Origin of the sequence: Candidatus Accumulibacter phosphatis (assembly GCF_000024165.1) — a bacterium.
Lineage (GTDB): Bacteria > Pseudomonadota > Gammaproteobacteria > Burkholderiales > Rhodocyclaceae > Accumulibacter > Accumulibacter phosphatis.
This window is the reverse complement of sequence record NC_013194.1, coordinates 256,656-271,941: the sequence shown is the minus strand read 5'-3', so window position 1 is coordinate 271,941 and position 15,286 is coordinate 256,656. Positions and strand designations below refer to the sequence as shown.

The window sequence follows — 15,286 nt, the reverse complement described above, 5'->3', positions numbered from 1 at the left end:
TCAGGCTCCCTTGGCATGACGGTTCTGCATCCAGCCCTGCAAGCCGTTGATGATCAGCAGGAGGACGAAGGAAAAGACCAGCATCACCGAAGCCACGGCGGTGGCACCGGCGTAGTCGTACTGTTCCAGCTTGGTGATGATCAGCAGCGGCGTGATTTCCGACACCATCGGCACGTTGCCGGCGATGAAGATCACCGAGCCGTACTCGCCGACGGCGCGGGCAAAGGCCATGGCGAAGCCGGTCAGCAGAGCCGGCGCGATGTGCGGCAGGATGATGCGCAGGAAGGTCTGCCAGCGCGAGGCGCCAAGCCCAGCCGCGGCCTCCTCGACTTCCTTTTCGAGATCGCCGAGGACCGGCTGTACGGTGCGCACGACAAAAGGTAGGCCGATGAAGACCAGCGCCAGGAGAACGCCGTTCGGCGTATACGCGATCTCGATGCCCCAGGGCTCGAGCAACTTGCCGACCGGACCGTTCTCCGAATAGATCGTGGCCAGTGCAATTCCGGCAACTGCTGTCGGCAAGGCGAACGGGAGATCGACCAAGGAATCGATCAGGCCCTTGCCGGGGAAACGGTAGCGGACCAGCACCCACGCGAAAATCAGGCCGAAAACCACATTGATCGCAGCGGCGAGCAGTGAGGCGCCGAAACTGAGCTGATAGGAAGCCACGACCCGCGGACTGCTGACCGCGGCCCAGAAAGCCTCCCAGCCCATCGTCAGGGTCTTGGTCCCCACTGCGGCGAGGGGAATGAGCACGATGAGGGTCAGATAGACCAGGGTGTAGCCCATGGCCAGGCGAAAGCCCGGCAGGGGACTGTAACGCTTCACGCTGGTCATGCCGGCCTCGCCAGGAATAAGCCTGTGTTCATCGTCGGTTCCTGCTGCGGTGCAATCACGGATACTGGAGTCTAGAGGCAACGGTTTATGCTGAGAAATACGAAGTTGTGAGAAAGTAATTCACTTTCGGCATAACGGCGGCGGACCGAGCAACGCCCGTGTCCTCGAAAGCAGTGGCCAGAAATCAGCGCTTGCCACCAGGGACGTAGATCTGGTCGAAGATGCCGCCGTCGGAGAAGTGGGTCTTCTGGGCGTAGCGCCAGCCGCCGAACGTGTCATCGATGGTCACCAGATTGACCTTGCCAAACTGCCCGGCGTACTTGGCCGAGACCTTGGCATCGCGTGGCCGGTAGTAGTGCCTGGCGGCAATCTCCTGACCTTCCGGAGAATAAAGGTAGTCGAGGTAGGCCTGCGCGACCTTGCGCGTGGCGCGCTTGTCGACCACCCTGTCGACGACGGATACCGGTGGCTCGGCTAGGATCGACAGCGACGGGGTGACGATCTCGAACTTGTCGGGCCCCAGTTCCTTGATCGCCAGATAGGCTTCATTCTCCCAGGCGATCAGCACGTCGCCGATGCCGCGCTCGACGAAGGTGGTGGTCGAGCCGCGCGCACCGGAGTCGAGGACTTTGACATTGCCGTAGATCTGGCCGACGAATTCCCGCGCCCTGGTTTCGCTGCCACCTGGCTGCTTGAGCGCGTACGCCCAGGCAGCCAGGTAGTTCCAGCGGGCACCCCCAGAAGTCTTGGGGTTGGGAGTGATGATCGAGACACCCGGCTTGACGAGATCGTTCCAGTCCCTGATCGCTTTGGGATTGCCTTTCCTGACCAGAAAGACGATCGTTGAGGTGTAGGGCGCCGCGTTGCTGGGCAATCGCTTCTGCCAGTCGAGCGGCACGATCCCCCGATCGGCGATGGCGTCGATATCGAACGCCAGCGCCAGAGTGACCACGTCGGCGTCGATGCCGTCGATGACCGAGCGTGCCTGCTTGCCGGAGCCTCCGTGCGAAGCCTTGACCCTGAGAGTGTCTCCGGTCTTCGCTTGCCAGTACTTGCCGAAAGCGGCGTTGAAATCCTGGTACAACTCGCGCGTCGGGTCATAGGAGACATTCAGGATGGTTATCTCGGCGGCGCTCGCGCTACCGAGCAGGAGAGCGCCGACCAGCAGGCCGGCGAGAGATTCTTGTACGTTCATGGGCACTCCCTTCAACAAATTGGCGAAACGGAGTCTAGGAAGGCGGCACGGCCAAACGAACGAATCTTTGCTTATTTGCTTATACGGAGAGGCTTCGGTTCGTGCGGATCGGTTCACTGCGGACTCCGCAGGCCGCAGGGACGATCGAGCTCGCCGGGCATCTCGACGAAAGCATCGCTGCGCTGCCAGACACGGCAAGCGGCATATCAACCGCTTGTGACGCAACCGGTCTGAGCACGACGGGGCAAGACGGCGGGCAGGAGAACACCGGCCACGAGTGTGCCTTTCCCGTCACCGCGACCAGCTACGAGAGCTTTGCCCTCGGCCAGCGCTACCGGAAATGGGGCGGACACCAAAAACTTCTTCGCTGCACTCACCCAGCTGTGCGGCTGGGGCGGCGAACGTTGGCCACCTGAACTTTATCGACTTCGCGGAAGTCGGAATGACAGGTTGTCGGTCTTGGCGTCTCTTGCGGTGTCCTCGTTTGCACTGCGGGAATGGCGTCTGGGCCTTTGGGCGCTTGCGACAGCCGGCACCCACGCAGTCCAGGAGAAGACGAGAGAACTGGTCAACTTCCGATGCAGCGTGTCTGAGTGCGCTGCCAGAAGCCAGCCGCAAACCTGTGATACCACGACCGAGGAGGCCGACTATGACCAAGACAGCACGACTGGCGGTGCCGAACAATGCGCAGGCCGAGAACGAGATAACCATGCAGGCGAGCGCGTCGCTGGAGACGCTGGAGACGGAAATTCCGGCTATCGAACCGAAGATGGCTGGGCTGCTGGAATTCACCCGGGCAAACGATTCCCGCCTGACACCCAAGGAGATCAACGCGCAGCTTGACCTTGTCCTGCGCGACTACGACGACCTGACAGCGCGATACGCCGAGAACAATCGACTCATCGACACGGCGTTGGCCGAACTCCGGCAGTCCGGTGGCGCGGTATCGAGTCAGGTGCATCGGCTCGACGCGGATTTGCAGCAGCAGAGAATGTCGTTGGCCGCGCATGCCACGGCGACCGAGCAACGGATCGAGGCGGTTGCGGAAGATGCTCGCGGTCACCTGGCCGAAACCGAGCAGCGCTGGGAAACTCGGCTCGCGAGCGACAATGCACGTATCGGTGCCGACCTGACGCGGCTCGGCGCCGGTATTGGTTCGCTGCATGGCCTGTTTGCAGCGCAGGAGCGAATCATCGCCGAGCAACGCGTGCGTCTTGATCAGTTTGATCTCACCTACGAGTTGCTGGATAGCGTGACGCGCGGAAACAAGAGCCGTATCGAAGCGGTGCGCGAGCAAGCGGCAAAGCAGCACGCGATTGTCGAGGCGCGACTCGAGGGTTTGAGCGCCTTGCAGCGCGAGCACCATGCCGAGTTTCAGACCTTGCAGGGCTTGGTCGGCGTGTTGCAGTCGGAGACGCAGCGACTGGACGCGGCTATTGGCGAGCTTGCCACAGCACAGGCCGACCATCGAAGTGCCACGCGTGACACGTTCAAGTGGACCCATCGCGCCATCGCCGCCCTGCTGTTGCTGACCATTTCGGGTTTCGTCCTGGTCAAGTGGGTGCCGGCCTTCGCCCCGGCAAGCAGTGAATCGGCAATTGCGAAGAACGACGCCCGAATCACCGAAGTCAGCAGCCAGATGGCGTCACTCTCCGCGGCCGAAGCGGCCCGGAAGACCAGCGATGCGCTGCAGCAGGGGCGCCTTGAGCAGGTCTCGGACAAGGTTTCCGGGCTGGAGAAAAGCCTCGGCGAATTGCGCACCGCGCTGCGGAAGATAGGCGTGCCCAGCGGGGGAGCAGCGGTCGTGCATGACAGCCAGTGGTTACTCCGACAACACCCCAAGGCTTACACCGTGCAGTTGGTGATGTCGCCAAGCCGGGACGACATGGCGCGCTTCATCGACCGCAACATGGAACATCTGACGCTGAATTCGCTGGCCTTTTCCGCGACTGAACACCAGCAGCGCGAGCACTACAATCTCTTTTTCGGCGTGTTCGATACGATCGCTCAGGCGCGTGCCGCCATCGCGGCGCTGCCAGCTGAATTGCGTGTCAACCAACCGTGGGTGCGTCAGCTCCAGTCGGTGCAGGATTCTTTGCGCTAGCCGCACTGTGACAAGCTTGGCCATCGTGTCACGGTGGCCAGTTCTTCTTGATCGGCCGAATGCTGGGCTGGACCGGCCGCGCGCACCAGGAAGGCGCCCTGGTCGGTTCTGTGAGGACGGTGAGTGGCCGCTGCCAACCGTTCTTAACGCCTGGGCGTCGCCCACCAGCACCTGCAGGCCAAAGGCGATGTTCTTGAGGCGCTCCTGCACGTCGTGAGGAGCCCTGCTTTCGCGCTGGATCTGCGCCGACCGTCTGTAGAGACGCTGGAGCCGGGCATCGGCGCGGTCGCTACATCGCCGGCCGCACGCGTCGGTCCGGACAAGACCCGGCTTACCCGTGGGCAGGAGTGCTGCGAACGCAGAGTCGATTCCGCATGCGTGAATGGAACCCACACCCCGCCGCGCCCTGGGCAAACTTGGGCCACTGCCATCCGCCGCTGGCCTGCCAAGAACAACTGCCTTGACGCCCAAGAACCGCTTACCACGTGCCGTCAGCCGCGGCGCGCGCGGGAGCACTGAACGGAAGGCTCGGCCGCAAGGTATTCGGAGTATCCTGCTTCAGGGTAGACGTGAGGGCGCACGGAGCTGCATCGAGAAGTCGCCGGTGGCCGATGGGGCTCCGGTGGGCGCTGGCGGATTTGTAGCAACGCTCACGCTTTCAGGCCGCGAGGGCTTGACGAGCGCGGCGACCCGGCTGGTCCCGCCGCGTTGATCTCGTCAGTCAGGACTCCGGCCGGGAATCATCAACGTGATCGGGAGGAAACCAACATGCGCAGCAAGATCGTCACCGCCGACGAAGCGATCGCCCTGATCCGCGACGGCGATACCCTGGCCAGTACCGGCTTCGTCCAGACCGGCTTCGCCGAGGCTCTGCTGTCGGCACTCGAGCGACGCTTCCTCACCACCGGCAGGCCAAGGAACCTGGCCTTGTTCGCTGCCGCCGGCCAGGGCGATGGCAAGACCCTGGGGCTCAACCACCTGGGTCACGAGGGGCTGCTGCGCCGGGTGGTGGCGGGCCACTGGGGCCGCATGCCGACGGTCGCGAAGCTGGCACTCGACAACCGCATCCAGGCGTACAACCTGCCCCAGGGCATCATCTGCCAGTTGTTCCGGGATCTTGCCTCCGGCAAACCGGGCTCCTTCTCCAAGGTCGGCCTCCACACCTTCGTCGATCCCCGCTACGGTGGTGGCCGGGTCAATGCCGCCACCACCAAGGACATCGTCAGCCTGGTCGAAGTCGAGGGCGAGGAGTGGCTGTTCTACAAGGTCGGCACGGTCAATGTTGCCTTCGTGCGTGGCACGACCGCCGATACCTTCGGCAACATAACCATGGAGCGGGAAGCCCTGACGCTCAACAACCTCGCCATGGCGATGGCGGCCAAGAACAGCAACGGCATCGTCATAGCCCAGGTCGAACGGATCGCCGAGCGCAGCGGGCTGCCCCCGCGCCAGGTCAAGATCCCGGGGATTCTGGTCGATTGCGTTGTGGTTGCCGAACCGGCCCAGCATATGCAGACGCTGGCCACCCAGTACAACGCGGCTTATGCCGGCGAGTTCCGGGTGCCGGCCGCCAGCCTGGTGTCGACTCCGCTCACCGAGCGCAAGATCATCGCACGTCGAGCCGCCTTCGAATTGCCGCCCAACGGCATCATCAACCTGGGGGTCGGGATGCCCGAAGGCGTGGCGGCGGTGGCCAACGAGGAGCGCATCTCGCACCTGCTGACCCTCACCGTGGAATCCGGGCTGATTGGCGGGATCCCGTCGAGCGGGGGCAACTTCGGCACCGGGGTCAACATGGATGCGGTGATCGACGAGAATCAGCAATTCGATTTCTACGACGGTGGCGGTCTCGACATGGCGTGTCTCGGCATGGCCGAGTGCGACGCCGCCGGCAACGTCGACGTTAGCCGCTTTGGCGGCCGGCTGACCGGGGCCGGCGGCTTCATCAACATCAGCCAGAACGCGCGTCTGGTGGTGTTCGTCGGGACCTTCACCGGCAGCGGTCTCAAGGTCGACGTCGATAACGGCAAGCTCCGCATCCTCCAGGAAGGCGTGCAGAAGAAATTCGTCAGGCAGGTCGAGCAGATCACCTTCAATGGGCAGTACGCTTACGACCGCGGCAAGCCGGTCTATTACGTCACCGAACGCTGCGTGTTCCGTCGGGTCAGGCGGGGGCTGGCGCTGATCGAGGTGGCGCCGGGCATCGATGTCGGCCGAGACATCCTGGCGCACATGGACTTCGAGCCGATCATCGGCGAATACGGCGAGATGGATGCTCGCATCTTCAGCGCCAACCCGATGGGCCTGGAAGCTGAACTGCTCAACCTGTCCCTGCCGGAACGCGTCATCTACGATCCGGAACGTAATATCCTGTTCCTCAACTTCGAGGGTATGCACGTGCGTGGGAGCGACGACGTGCAGGCGATCTGGGATATCTGCGAGCTGCGTTGCCGGGCGGCCGGCCAGCGGGTGGGCGTGATCATCAATTACGATCGCTTTCGCATCAATCAGGACATGTACGACGCCTATGCCGAGATGGACCGCTACTTCCTGGCCAACTACTTCAGCCAGATCACCCGCTACGCGACCAGCGCCTTCCTGCGCGCCAAACTGGGCGAGGCTTTCTCCGCCCGCAGCATCGCGCCGCATGTGTTCGAGCGCCGGGAGGAAGCCCAGGCATTCCTCGCCGGGCGCAGCGGTGACTACGGCCCGCAGCCGTCCTCCGGATTGCCCTGACCAGCGTGTGGAAAAGGCGCTGGTGGCAGACATCGCCCCCGCTGCGCGCCGGGGAGCGGCTTTCGGCTGGTTCAATCTGGCGGCGGGGTGACGCCGAGCGAGCCAGATACCGGCGTGTTGCCCCGATGCGCGGCGAGTCACATGCGCGTGATCTGGGTGGCGAAGGTCTTGATGCCGCGCAACATCATCTCGATCGACATCGCCACCAGCACCAGGCCCATCAGCCGCTCCAGGGCGACGACGAAGCGGTCGCCGACGACGCGCTGAATACGTTCGGCGAGGACCAGGACGACGGCACTCACCGCCATCGTGATGCACAGCGCGGCAATCCACTCCAGGCGCCGGTCGGGTGCCTGCGAGACCAGCAGGAGGACGGTCGCCAGCGCCGAAGGCCCGGCAATTGCCGGAATGGCCAGGGGCACGATCAGCGGCTCACCCGTGGTGTCGGGCGTGTCCGGATTTGGCGGTGGAAAGATCATGCGCAAGGCAATCAGGAACAGGATCACGCCACCGCCGATCTGCAGTGACAACTCGCTGAGGTTCATCAGACGCAGAAACCCCTCGCCAACGAACATGAAGGTGAGCAGCAGGACGAAGGCGATCAACACCTCGCGCAGGATCACCCAGGGGCGACGCTCCGGGGCCACGTGTCGGAGTGCATTGGCGAAGATCGGAATGTTGCCGATCGGGTCGGTGATCAACAGCAGCAGGATGGTCGCCGAGGCAAAGGTGTAGTTCATGGCGAGAGGCTCTCAGACAATGCCGTCCGGGCGACGACGGCCGGTGGCCACGGGCGGCCTGACGAGGGGGTTCCGGCGAGGCACGGACGATCACTCGCCGAGTTCGTGCAGCGGCATGGCGAGCGGCTGTTCGGACACGCGGCTCGCCTTCGCGCGATACATTCTCCGGTCGGCAACCGACCACAATGCGCTGGCGCCGATGCCGTCGTCGGGGTAAACGGCAAAACCGACGCTGGCACTGATGCGGACGACGATGGCGTCGAGCTGGAAGGGCTCGGCAAGAGCCAAGCGCAGCTTGCTGGCCACGTCGGCGACGTCGGATTCGGCATGCACGCTGGCGACGATGATCGCGAATTCATCGCCACCCATGCGCGCACAAAAATCGGCGGCACGGATGCTGCTGAGGAGACGGGCGGCGACCGCCTTGAGCACGCGATCCCCGGCAGTGTGCCCGTAGCGGTCGTTGATCGGCTTGAAGTTGTCCAGGTCGATGGCCAACAGTCCGACTTTCCCCTGATCACGGCTGGCGATGCTGAGCGTTCGCGCAATCGTCTCCTCGAAATACCTGCGGTTGCCAAGAGCGGTCAGGTCATCGTGCAGTGCCATGTGACGAATGGCTTCCCTGGTGCGTCGGTTTTCCTCGATCTCCTGCTGCAGGCGTTCGTTGAGGACGATGGCGCCGATCGCCGTCGCCGAGACCTGGCGTGCCTTTGCCAGGACGATGGCCTGCCACATGATCGCGACGGCGATGAGCAGCAGATAGTAGGAATCCGCATGCGCCAGATACTGCTGCGCAAAGTGCCCGGTCAAGGGTAGCAGACTGACCACGTTCAGCGTCAGGTAGTATCTTGGCATCACGGCGTAACCGAGCGCAGCGACGGTGACGACCGTCGACACGATGATGAACAGGAACGTGTCCTGCGCGGGAGCCGTTCCCGGCAGGAGAAATCCGACGATACCGTAGGACAGCGCTATTCCCGCCCCGAGACCGATCCGCAGGTTGACGAGCCGCTGGCAGTTCCCGGCCGTCACCCCCGTTTTCTTCACGCGGCGCTCGACCAGCAAGACCCCCGCAGACGCCGCGCACACGAACAGTCCCCAGACACCCAGAGTTGGCAGGGAGACGCCACCACTGTGGAGGACGACGGCGATCAGAATGGCCCCAACCAGGATGCTCGCCATGTTGCCGCTGGCGTGCCCGAAAAAAATGCGAATGCGGGCAAGCTGCACATTGTCGTCAAGAGAGGTGGCGGGGCTCGGCAAGGTCATCGTTCAACTGAGGTAGATGCGGGGCGCCGCAGGGCGAGTGCAAAATGCCGCTGGACTTCGGCGGAGCCCATTATGGCGGGTTTTCTGCGCGCCGGTAAGGGCTGCCGGGCGAGCCGCCATCTTGACAGGAGCTGCCACGCCGGTTAGATTCAGAACCCTGCTCAGGCCTGCTCCTGGGTTCGCGCCGATTTGACATCACCAGATTGCGGGCGCGCTAAAAATGCCGCTAAAGCGAAACCCACACGAGGACCCGTCGAGTTTTGCGCCGACGGGTTTTTTTGTTTTGCGCCGCGCGCGAGACAGGCATCAAAGGACAGACATGCAGCTTGACCGTACCGCCGAACTGAAGGCTCGCCTCGAACACGACATTCTGGTTCTCGACGGCGCGATGGGGACGATGATCCAGCGCCGGGGATTGCGCGAGGCGGACTACCGCGGGACGCGCTTTGCCGCCCATCCGCACGACCTGAAGGGCAATAACGACCTGCTGCTGCTGACTCGTCCCGACATCATCCGCGCCATTCACGCCGAGTATCTGGCGGCCGGCGCCGACATCATCGAGACCAATACCTTCAACTCGACGAGCGCTTCCCAGGCGGATTACCGACTGGAAGCCATCGTCTATGAGCTGAACGTTGCCGGCGCGCAACTGGCGCGCGCGGTCTGCGACGAGTTTACCGCCGGCAATCCGGCCAAGCCGCGCTTCGTCGCCGGCGTTCTCGGCCCGACCTCGCGCACCGCATCGATCTCGCCCGACGTCAACGACCCCGGCTATCGAAATACGAGTTTCGACGAACTCGTCGACACCTACGCCGAAGCCATCCGTGGTCTCTGCGATGGCGGCGCCGACATCCTGCTGGTCGAGACGGTCTTCGACACCCTGAACGCCAAGGCAGCCCTGTTCGCCATCGAACGTCACTTCGACGAGGTGGGGCGGCGCTGGCCGGTGATGATTTCCGGGACGATCACCGACGCCTCCGGGCGGACGCTGTCGGGGCAGACCGCCGAAGCGTTCTGGAACTCGCTCAACCATATCCGGCCGCTCTGCTTCGGTCTCAACTGCGCGCTCGGTGCCGCCGACCTGCGCCAGTACGTGGAAGAGCTGTCGCACCTGTGCGAGTGCTTCGTCTCGGCGCACCCGAATGCCGGCCTGCCGAACGCTTTCGGCGGCTATGACGAAACCCCCGAGCAACTGGCGGCCGAAATCGGTGACTGGGCACGCAAGGGGTTCGTGAATATCGTCGGTGGCTGCTGCGGCACGTCGCCCGCGCACATTGCCGCGATCGCCGCCAGTGTCGCCGGCGTCCAACCCCGGGTCATCCCCGAGCGCGAACGCAAGCTCCGCCTGTCCGGCCTCGAGCCTTTCAACGTTGGTAGGGACTCCCTGTTCGTCAACGTCGGCGAGCGCACCAACGTCACGGGTTCGCGCGCCTTCGCCCGGATGATCCTCGAGGGACGCTTCGACGACGCGTTGGCGGTCGCCCGTCAGCAGGTGGAAAACGGTGCCCAGGTCATCGACATCAACATGGACGAGGCGATGCTCGATTCGCAGGCGGCGATGGATCGCTTCCTGAAGCTGATCGCCAGCGAACCGGACATCTCGCGCGTGCCGATCATGCTCGACTCGTCGAAGTGGGAGGTCATCGAGGCCGGCCTCAAGTGCATCCAGGGCAAGGGCATCGTCAATTCGATCTCGATGAAGGAAGGCGAGGCCGAGTTCCTTCGTCAGGCCAGGCTGGCGCGCCGCTATGGCGCGGCGGTCGTGGTCATGGCTTTCGACGAGACCGGCCAGGCCGACACCTACACCCGCAAGACCGAGATCTGCGCGCGCGCCTATCGCCTGCTTACCGAGCAGGCGGCGTTTCCGCCCGAGGACATCATCTTCGACCCCAACATCTTCGCCATCGCCACCGGCATCGAAGAGCACAACAACTATGCCGTCGACTTCATCGAGGCCTGCGCCTGGATTCGTGCGCATCTGCCAGGCGCGCAGATCTCCGGCGGCGTCTCCAACGTCTCCTTCTCTTTCCGCGGCAACGATGCCGTGCGCGAGGCGATTCATACCGTCTTCCTCTATCACGCGGTGAAGGCCGGGCTGTCGATGGGAATCGTCAACGCCGGCATGCTCGGCGTCTATGACGACCTCGATCCGGCCCTGCGCGACAAGGTCGAGGACGTCGTGCTCAACCGCCGGCCCGACGCCGGCGAAGCGCTCGTCGAGTTCGCGCAGACGGTCAAGGAAGGCAGGTCCCGGGAGGGTGGCATGGGCGGCCCCGACCTCGCCTGGCGGGATTTCGAGGTCGAAGCGCGGCTGACGCATGCGCTGGTCAAGGGAATCAACGACTTCGTCGTTGCCGATACCGAGGAGTGTCGGGCGACGGTGGAGTCTGCCGGCAAGCCGCCGCTGTCGGTGATCGAAGGCCCGCTGATGAACGGCATGAACGTCGTCGGCGACCTCTTCGGCGCCGGCAAGATGTTCCTGCCGCAGGTGGTCAAGTCGGCGCGGGTGATGAAACAGGCGGTGGCACACCTGATTCCCTACATCGAAGCCGAAAAACTGCGTACGGGGGTGAGCAGCAAAGGCAAGATCGTCATCGCCACCGTCAAGGGCGACGTGCACGACATCGGCAAGAACATCGTCGGCGTCGTGCTGGGCTGCAACGGCTATGACGTGGTCGACCTCGGTGTCATGGTCGGCTGCGACAAGATCCTGCACGCGGCGCGCGAGCACGGTGCACAGGCGATCGGCCTGTCCGGCCTGATCACGCCGTCGCTCGAGGAAATGAGCCATGTCGCGGCCGAAATGGAACGACTGGGCTTCGCCACGGGGACTGACGGTAGCCCGCCGGTGCCGCTGCTGATCGGCGGTGCGACGACCAGCCGCGCCCACACGGCGATCAAGATCGCTCCGAACTACTCCGGACCGGTGGTCTACGTCCCCGATGCCTCGCGCGCCGTCGGCGTCGTCACCAAGCTGCTGTCGATCGATAACGCCGACGCCTTCAAGGCCGGGCTGGCCGCCGATTACGAAAAGCTGCGCGCCCAGCATGCCGGCAAGAAGGGCACCACGCTGCTTGCGCTGGAGGCCGCGCGCGACAACCGCTTCGTCTGGAACGGCGAGGCCACCTATCGACCGAGCGCACCGAAACGCCCGGGCCTGCATGTGCTGCGCGCGATCGATCTGGCGACGCTGGCCGGGTTCATCGACTGGGCGCCGTTCTTCCAGACCTGGGATCTGGCCGGCAGCTACCCGAAGATCCTTGACGACCCGCTGGTCGGCGCCACGGCGCGCGCGGTGTTCTCCGACGCCCAGGCGATGCTCGACAAGGTCATCGCCGAGAACTGGTTGAGCGCCAACGCCGTCTTCGGCATCTTCCCCGCCAACAGCGTCGGCGACGACATCGAAATCTATGCCGACGAAACGCGCGCGAAAACGCTGATGACCTGGCACAACCTCCGCCAGCAACACGAGCGGCCGGCGGGCAAGCCACACTACTGCCTCAGCGACTTCGTCGCCGAGCGGGGCACACCCGACTGGATCGGTGCCTTTGCCGTCAGTGCCGGCTTCGGTATCGAGGAGAAGCTCGCCGAATTCGCGGCGGCGCACGACGACTACCACGCGATCATGCTGAAGGCCATCGCCGATCGCCTGGCCGAAGCCTGTGCCGAGTGGCTGCACGCGCGCGTGCGCCGTGAGTACTGGGCCTACGCCGGCGATGAAGGGCTGGATCCGGAGGCACTGATTCGCGAGGCGTACCGCGGCATACGGCCGGCACCCGGCTATCCGGCCTGCCCCGACCATACTGCCAAGGGCGCCCTGTTCGCCATGCTCGATGCGCCGCGCAACGCCGGTATCGAACTGACCGAATCCTTTGCCATGACGCCGGCGGCGGCGGTTTCCGGCTTCTATCTGGCGCACCCGCAGGCCCGCTATTTTGCGATCAGCAAGATAGCCGGCGATCAGCTTGCCGACTGGGCGCAGCGCGCCGGCTTCAGTGTCCCCGAAGCACAGCGCTGGCTGGCGCCGCTGCTTTGAGCGGCAAGGAGGTCAGCCGGTGAATGGCGAGAAGCTTCCCCACTTCGTCGAGCGCGACGCCGACCTTGGGGGGCGAACGACGCTCGCCTTGCCGGGGCGCGCGGCGTTCTATGCGGAAATCAAGTCCGTGGAGCAACTGGCGCAGCTTGCCGGCAAGAGCGCGTTGCGCCGCTTCGTGCTCGGAGCTGGCAGCAACCTCGTCCTGACCGGCGACTTCGACGGCCTGGTGCTGCACATGGCGATCGGTGGGCGCGAACTGATCGGCGAGGACGACGACGCCTGGTACGTGCGCGGCGGGGCCGGCGAGGACTGGCATGCCTTCGTCGAGTGGACCCTGGCCAAGGGCTGTTGGCCGGGACTCGAGAATCTCGCGCTGATCCCCGGCACGGTCGGTGCGGCGCCGATCCAGAACATCGGTGCCTACGGGCTCGAGTTGGCCGATCGCTTTCAGTCGCTGGAAGCCTGCGACATGCTGACCGGCCGAACCGTACGGCTCGATCGCGACGCCTGCCGCTTTGCCTATCGCGACAGCGTCTTCAAGCAGCAGGGCTGGCATCTGGACGCCCGTCTGGTGATCACGCGGGTAACCTTCCGGTTGCCGAAGGCCTGGCAGCCGCTGGCCAGTTACGCCGACCTGGCCGCTGAACTCGACCAGCGACAGCTCGGTCGCCCAAATGCCCGGCAGATTGCCGATGCCGTCATCGCCGTCCGCCGCCGCAAACTGCCGGATCCCGCCTCAGTCCCGAACGCCGGCAGTTTCTTTCACAATCCGCTGGTCGAGGCGAATGTCGGCGAGCGACTGGCGGCGGCGCATCCGGACCTGCCGTCCTACCTGCAAGCAGATGGCCGCGTCAAGCTCGCGGCTGGCTGGTTGATCGAAAGGTGTGGCTGGAAGGGTCGAACCCTCGGGCAGGCGGGGATGTACGAGAAACAGGCGCTGGTGCTGGTCAATCGCGGCGGCGCGACCGGCGCCGAGGTTCTTGCGCTGGCGCGAGCCGTGCAGGATGCCGTGCGCGAGCGTTTTGGCGTCGCCCTCACACCCGAGCCGGTTTTCCTCTGAACGCCAGGCGACAATGAGCCGGCCGTAGCCGGCGCAGCCATCAAAAGACCTCGTCCGGACGCAGGAAGCGCCATTGCCCAAGCGGCAGATCGGCCAGCCTTACGGCGCCGATGCGGACGCGCTTGAGGCCGGTCACGCGCAGCCCGACCAGCTCGCACATTCGCCGGATCTGTCGCTTTCTACCCTCGCGCAGAACGAAACGAAGCTGGTCGTCGTTGAGCCATTCGACCCTGGCAGGCTTCAACTGCCGCCCATCGAGACTCAGTCCGTGATTGAGCAGGGCCAGATCCTTGTCGGCAAGGCGGCCGTCGACGCGTACCAGGTACTCTTTTTCGACCGTCGACTCCTCACCGATCAACTGGCGCGCGACACGTCCATCCTGGGTGAGCACCAGCAAACCGGTGGAATCGATGTCAAGACGTCCGGCAGGCGCCAGTCCCCTCAGGCAGGAGGGGTGAAAAACCGGCGTGTCCGGCGTGCGAAACTGTCGTTCCGGCTGAATCAGGGTCACCGCCGGCGTACAGCCGGGTTCGGGCTGCCCCGAGACGTAGCCCACCGGCTTGTGCAGCAGGATCGTCATCTGCTTTCGCTGCTGCGTCTGGGCGGCCGTGTCCAGGGTGATCGCCGCGCCAGGGTCAGCGCGAGTGCCCAGTTCGCTGACCCGCCGGCCATCGACGAAGACCCAGCCACGCGCGATGTAGTCATCCGCATCGCGGCGCGAACACAGACCGCGCTCGGCCATCAGCTTGGAGATGCGCACGCCGCCTGGTGGCGCGCTGACGACAGTTGCGGCTACTTTCGTCGCGGGAGATCCGGGCACGACCCGCGGTGACACCGCCGGCGCGCGCACCAGGCGTCCGCGCGCCGGGTGCGGCGGATGGCCGGTGCCGGTCGTCGCGACGCCGTCCGCGGCGGGCGGTGGGCGGCTCAGCAGCGTCTTGCGCGGCCGCTCGGCCATCGATCAGGCAATATCGAGCAACTCGATCTCGAATACCAGCTTGGCATTCGGTGGGATCATCTTGCCCGCGCCACGCGCGCCGTAAGCCAGGTCGGCGGGAATGGTCAACTTCCGAATGCCGCCGACGCTCATCCCGGGAACGCCTTCTTCCCAGCCGGCAATGACATGTCTCCCGTCGAGCGGAAAACGGAAGGGCTCGTTGCGATCCTTGCTCGAATCGAACTTCTTGCCATCGGCCAGCCAGCCCGTGTAATGGACGATGACGTGCTGACCGACGCTGGCGGTGGGGCCACTGCCGACGATGATTTCTTCGATCTGGAGACCACTGGGGGTAGTGACGATGGGCATGAC

General features: G+C 64.5%; 10 protein-coding genes. 4 read left to right on the top strand and 6 right to left on the bottom strand.

The features are described 5' to 3' along the window. Both cysT and CAP2UW1_RS01130 read right to left on the bottom strand, forming a co-directional pair. Entirely contained in the window at positions 1-837 is an 837-nt protein-coding gene (gene cysT, locus CAP2UW1_RS01135) for a sulfate ABC transporter permease subunit CysT (RefSeq protein ID WP_012807030.1), read from the bottom strand. Between the two features lie 184 nt (positions 838-1,021). Further along, positions 1,022-2,032 (bottom strand): sulfate ABC transporter substrate-binding protein, encoded by a 1,011-nt coding sequence (locus CAP2UW1_RS01130; protein ID WP_012807029.1) that lies wholly within the window; start codon positions 2,030-2,032, stop codon positions 1,022-1,024. A gap of 649 nt (positions 2,033-2,681) precedes the next feature. Between CAP2UW1_RS01130 and CAP2UW1_RS01125 the strand changes: the two genes are divergently transcribed. Continuing rightward, positions 2,682-4,136, top strand: coding sequence for an SPOR domain-containing protein (locus CAP2UW1_RS01125; protein ID WP_012807027.1), 1,455 nt, complete (start codon positions 2,682-2,684; stop codon positions 4,134-4,136). Between the two features lie 768 nt (positions 4,137-4,904). After that, positions 4,905-6,872: an acyl CoA:acetate/3-ketoacid CoA transferase gene (locus tag CAP2UW1_RS01120; RefSeq protein ID WP_012807026.1), complete on the top strand. Its 1,968-nt coding sequence runs from the start codon at positions 4,905-4,907 to the stop codon at positions 6,870-6,872. 137 nt (positions 6,873-7,009) lie between these two features. On the opposite strand, the gene CAP2UW1_RS01115 is transcribed toward CAP2UW1_RS01120, so the two are convergent. Next, positions 7,010-7,612 (bottom strand): MarC family protein, encoded by a 603-nt coding sequence (locus CAP2UW1_RS01115; protein WP_012807025.1) that lies wholly within the window; start codon positions 7,610-7,612, stop codon positions 7,010-7,012. 90 nt (positions 7,613-7,702) lie between these two features. Further along, complete coding sequence (locus tag CAP2UW1_RS23445) at positions 7,703-8,881, bottom strand: GGDEF domain-containing protein (RefSeq protein ID WP_012807024.1); 1,179 nt, start codon at positions 8,879-8,881, stop codon at positions 7,703-7,705. Positions 8,882-9,200: 319 nt separating this feature from the next. On the opposite strand from CAP2UW1_RS23445, the gene metH reads away from it, so the two are divergent. Both metH and murB read left to right on the top strand, forming a co-directional pair. Next, on the top strand, positions 9,201-12,917 hold the full coding sequence (gene metH / locus CAP2UW1_RS01105) for a methionine synthase (RefSeq protein ID WP_012807023.1): 3,717 nt from the start codon (positions 9,201-9,203) through the stop codon (positions 12,915-12,917). A 19-nt stretch (positions 12,918-12,936) separates the two neighbouring features. Beyond that, on the top strand, positions 12,937-13,977 hold the full coding sequence (gene murB, locus CAP2UW1_RS01100; protein WP_012807022.1) for a UDP-N-acetylmuramate dehydrogenase: 1,041 nt from the start codon (positions 12,937-12,939) through the stop codon (positions 13,975-13,977). Between the two features lie 40 nt (positions 13,978-14,017). Here murB and CAP2UW1_RS01095 read toward each other — a convergent pair whose 3' ends face one another. Beyond that, positions 14,018-14,935, bottom strand: coding sequence for a pseudouridine synthase (locus tag CAP2UW1_RS01095; protein WP_012807021.1), 918 nt, complete (start codon positions 14,933-14,935; stop codon positions 14,018-14,020). A 3-nt stretch (positions 14,936-14,938) separates the two neighbouring features. Continuing rightward, on the bottom strand, positions 14,939-15,283 hold the full coding sequence (locus tag CAP2UW1_RS01090) for an FKBP-type peptidyl-prolyl cis-trans isomerase (RefSeq protein ID WP_012807020.1): 345 nt from the start codon (positions 15,281-15,283) through the stop codon (positions 14,939-14,941). Positions 15,284-15,286: the final 3 nt, after the last annotated feature.